At 52.0% G+C, this 4,162-nt stretch carries 1 tRNA gene and 2 rRNA genes; all 3 read right to left on the bottom strand.

Annotated elements, in window-relative coordinates:
* Nucleotides 1-77: transfer RNA gene (locus tag ATO67_RS05930), tRNA-Met, on the bottom strand.
* A 269-nt stretch (nucleotides 78-346) separates the two neighbouring features.
* Nucleotides 347-461: ribosomal RNA gene (rrf, locus tag ATO67_RS05925) — 5S ribosomal RNA — on the bottom strand.
* A gap of 340 nt (nucleotides 462-801) precedes the next feature.
* Nucleotides 802-3,741 (bottom strand): 23S ribosomal RNA (locus tag ATO67_RS05920).
* Nucleotides 3,742-4,162 lie beyond the last annotated feature (421 nt).

Genomic DNA, 4,162 nt, shown 5'->3' with positions numbered 1-4,162 from the left:
TGGTTGCGGGGGCAGGATTTGAACCTGCGGCCTTCAGGTTATGAGCCTGACGAGCTACCGGGCTGCTCCACCCCGCGTTACCAGCGCGAACCTTTGGTTCGTCGCGACAAAGCAAACCTGTGTAGGTTTGCGTCTCTACCCGACTTTTGCCGGAGGCAAAATGTCGTCTTGGTCCGGTATTTTGCCTTGGCAAAATACCGTTATTGAACTCAGAGGGCTGAACAGATGCCTTATGAGCAGTGCGCTTAAACGCATAAAGGCCGCTTTCGCGGCCCTTTTGTATCGGCTGGGCCGAGTTTGTTTTTGTTTGAGAAGACTGTTGTTTTTCATGTGTTGCGTTTTGCAGACCTGGCAGCGACCTACTCTCCCGCGTCTTAAGACGGAGTACCATTGGCGCTGGGGCGTTTCACGGCCGTGTTCGGAATGGGAACGGGTGCAGCCGCCCCGCAATAACCACCAGGTCGGCAAAACGCAACATATGTTCATGCGGAACGCATGAACATATGATTGCTTTTGATTAGTACGGCACCCTCAGCTATGAGGACACGTTGACCAAAGCAACAAAGTTCATGTTTTCACATGGAAACTGTTGTTTCGAGAAGCTGGGTGGCAGAGCCACTTTTTGTCTTAATATACACGTCTCACTTGACCTGTCCGTATTTCACACTTGCTCAAGCTTGAGCGTGGCGTCCATACAGGACGATAGTCCGTCGCGCCTTGTGGCGCGCGCCGTCCGCAGGCCTTTGGCCGTGAGGACAGAAGTCATCATCGAACTGCGTTCGATGAACATAATCAATGGGAACGAAGAAGTCGATCGAGCTATTAGTAACGGTAAGCTTCATGCATTACTGCACTTCCACACCCGTCCTATCAACGTGGTCGTCTTCCACGGCTCTGATAGGGAACACTCGTTTTCAGGTTGGTTTCCCGCTTAGATGCCTTCAGCGGTTATCCATTCCGTATATAGCTACTCTGCTATGCCCTTGGCAGGACAACAGATCCACCAGAGATACGTCCATCCCGGTCCTCTCGTACTAGGGACAGATCCTGTCAATATTCCTACACCCACGGCAGATAGGGACCGAACTGTCTCACGACGTTCTGAACCCAACTCACGTACCGCTTTAAATGGCGAACAGCCATACCCTTGGGACCTGCTCCAGCCCCAGGATGCGATGAGTCGACATCGAGGTGCCAAACAACCCCGTCGATATGGACTCTTGGGGGTCATCAGCCTGTTATCCCCGGCGTACCTTTTATCCGTTGAGCGATGGCCCTTCCACACGGGACCACCGGATCACTATGACCGACTTTCGTCTCTGCTCGACTTGTCAGTCTCGCAGTCAGGCGGGCTTATGCCATTGCACTCGACGACCGATTTCCGACCGGTCTGAGCCCACCATCGCGCGCCTCCGTTACTCTTTCGGAGGCGACCGCCCCAGTCAAACTACCCACCATACACTGTCCCGGATCCGGATAACGGACCGCGGTTAGACATCCACGAAGATAAGGGTGGTATTTCAAGGATGGCTCCACGAGAACTGGCGTCCCCGCTTCAAAGCCTACCACCTATCCTACACATGCCTTGGCGAATGCCAGTGTAAAGCTATAGTAAAGGTGCACGGGGTCTTTCCGTCTGACCGCAGGAACCCCGCATCTTCACGGGGAATTCAATTTCACTGAGTCTATGTTGGAGACAGCGGGGAAGTCGTTACGCCATTCGTGCAGGTCGGAACTTACCCGACAAGGAATTTCGCTACCTTAGGACCGTTATAGTTACGGCCGCCGTTTACTGGGGCTTCAGTTCAGAGCTTGCACCCCTCCCTTTAACCTTCCAGCACCGGGCAGGCGTCAGACCCTATACGTCGTATTGCTACTTCGCAGAGCCCTGTGTTTTTGATAAACAGTCGCTACCCCCTGGTCTGTGCCACCCTGACATACTTGCGTACAACAGGGTCACGCTTCTTCCGAAGTTACGCGTGCAATTTGCCGAGTTCCTTCAACATAGTTCTCTCAAGCGCCTTGGTATACTCTACCTGACCACCTGTGTCGGTTTCGGGTACGGTCTATACGGTGGAGCTATTTCCTGGAACCTCTTCGCCGCACATTCAATCCAATAAGAATGTACAACACACGAGATCCGTCACTACCACCAGGCCCACGAATATTAACGTGGTTCCCATCGACTACGCGTGTCCGCCTCGTCTTAGGGGCCGGCTAACCCTGCTCAGATTAACTTTAAGCAGGAACCCTTGGTCTTTCGGCGAGGGAGTCTCTCACTCCCTTTATCGTTACTCATGTCAACATTCGCACTTCCGATATCTCCAGGGGCCCTCACGGGTCCCCCTTCACAGACTTACGGAACGCTCCGCTACCACAGCACAGTCACTATAACTGTACTATCCTCAGCTTCGGTGCATGGCTTTAGCCCCGTTACATTTTCGGCGCAAAGACCCTTATTTAGACCAGTGAGCTGTTACGCTTTCTTTAAATGATGGCTGCTTCTAAGCCAACATCCTGGTTGTTTTGGGATCCTCACATCCTTTCCCACTTAGCCATGACTTGGGGACCTTAGCTGGAGGTCAGGGTTGTTGCCCTCTTCACGACGGACGTTAGCACCCGCCGTGTGTCTGCCGATTAGTACTCCTCGGTATTCGGAGTTTGGTTAGGATCAGTAAGACGGTGAGTCCCCATAGCCCATCCAGTGCTCTACCCCCGAGGGTATTCGATCGACGCACTACCTAAATAGTTTTCGCGGAGAACCAGCTATTTCCGAGTTTGATTGGCCTTTCACCCCTAGCCACAAGTCATCCCAATCTATTGCAACAGATATGGGTTCGGCCCTCCAGTTGGTGTTACCCAACCTTCAGCCTGCTCATGGCTAGATCACTCGGTTTCGGGTCTAATGCAACAAACTAAACGCCCTATTCAGACTCGCTTTCGCTACGCCTACACCTACCGGCTTAAGCTTGCTTGCTACACTAAGTCGTTGACCCATTATACAAAAGGTACGCCGTCACTCTTTCGAGCTCCGACTGCTTGTAGGCATCCGGTTTCAGGTTCTATTTCACTCCCCTCGTCGGGGTGCTTTTCACCTTTCCCTCACGGTACTTGTTCGCTATCGGTCATGCACGAGTACTTAGGCTTGGAGAGTGGTCTCCCCATGTTCAGACAGGATTTCACGTGTCCCGCCCTACTCAAGGACAATGATTGTTCTACGTGTACGGGGCTATCACCCGCTATGGCCGCATTTTCCAAAGCGTTCCACTTTATTCATCATTGCCACTGGCCTGGTCCGCGTTCGCTCGCCACTACTTACGGAGTCTCGGTTGATGTCCTTTCCTTCAGGTACTTAGATGTTTCAGTTCCCTGAGTTCGCTTCTTACACCCTATGTATTCAGATGCAGATACCTTATTGTGATATCTAGAAACCTCTTTCGCTGAACCCTCGAACCCGGTATCGCCGGGTTTGTTCTGTCCTCACGGCCAAAGGCCTGCGGACGGCGCGCCAAACTGTTGGCGACGACCTAACGGTCTGTATGGGAAGTCCCATGCAAACCGTTCAAAACATCAAGGTGTCTAGCAAAACAGATTTTCTAGATATCTAAGGTGGGTTCCCCCATTCGGAAATCCATGGATCAAAGCTTATTCGCAGCTCCCCACGGCTTATCGCAGCGTATCACGTCCTTCTTCGCCTGTGCATGCCAAGGCATCCACCAAATGCCCTTAATTCACTTCTTCGTTCTCATTGTCTATGCTCATCCATAGTCGCTTCCGAAGGAAGCGACGACCTGATTACCTTTTACAATCAAGCCACTTCATGATGACATCGACGTGTCGATACAGTCCTCTTTGAAGGCACGCCGGTGCACTTCGAGGCCGTATCATTAAGACCAGCTTCTCGAGATATCATCCGGTGATGCGCGGTCAGGCAACATCAATCCAGCATCCCCATCAGATGATAACCGAAGCTATCAAACAACAAAAATGCCTCAGGACAAGCTTTCCTACCTACTCCAATCCCTCCACCAATTCCGGCCGACTAAGCCATCACATGGTTTCACTGAGACTGGGCTCGGACGTCTTGAACCAATGGCTCAAAACACCTGGAAGCTTCCAGACATATCTTCTCTTCACAATGCAGACAGAACAGGCACAATCT

This window comes from Agrobacterium bohemicum, assembly GCF_001562555.1.
GTDB lineage: Bacteria > Pseudomonadota > Alphaproteobacteria > Rhizobiales > Rhizobiaceae > Agrobacterium > Agrobacterium bohemicum.
The sequence above is the reverse complement of the archived record's forward strand: the minus strand, read 5'-3'. Positions and strand labels throughout refer to the sequence as shown.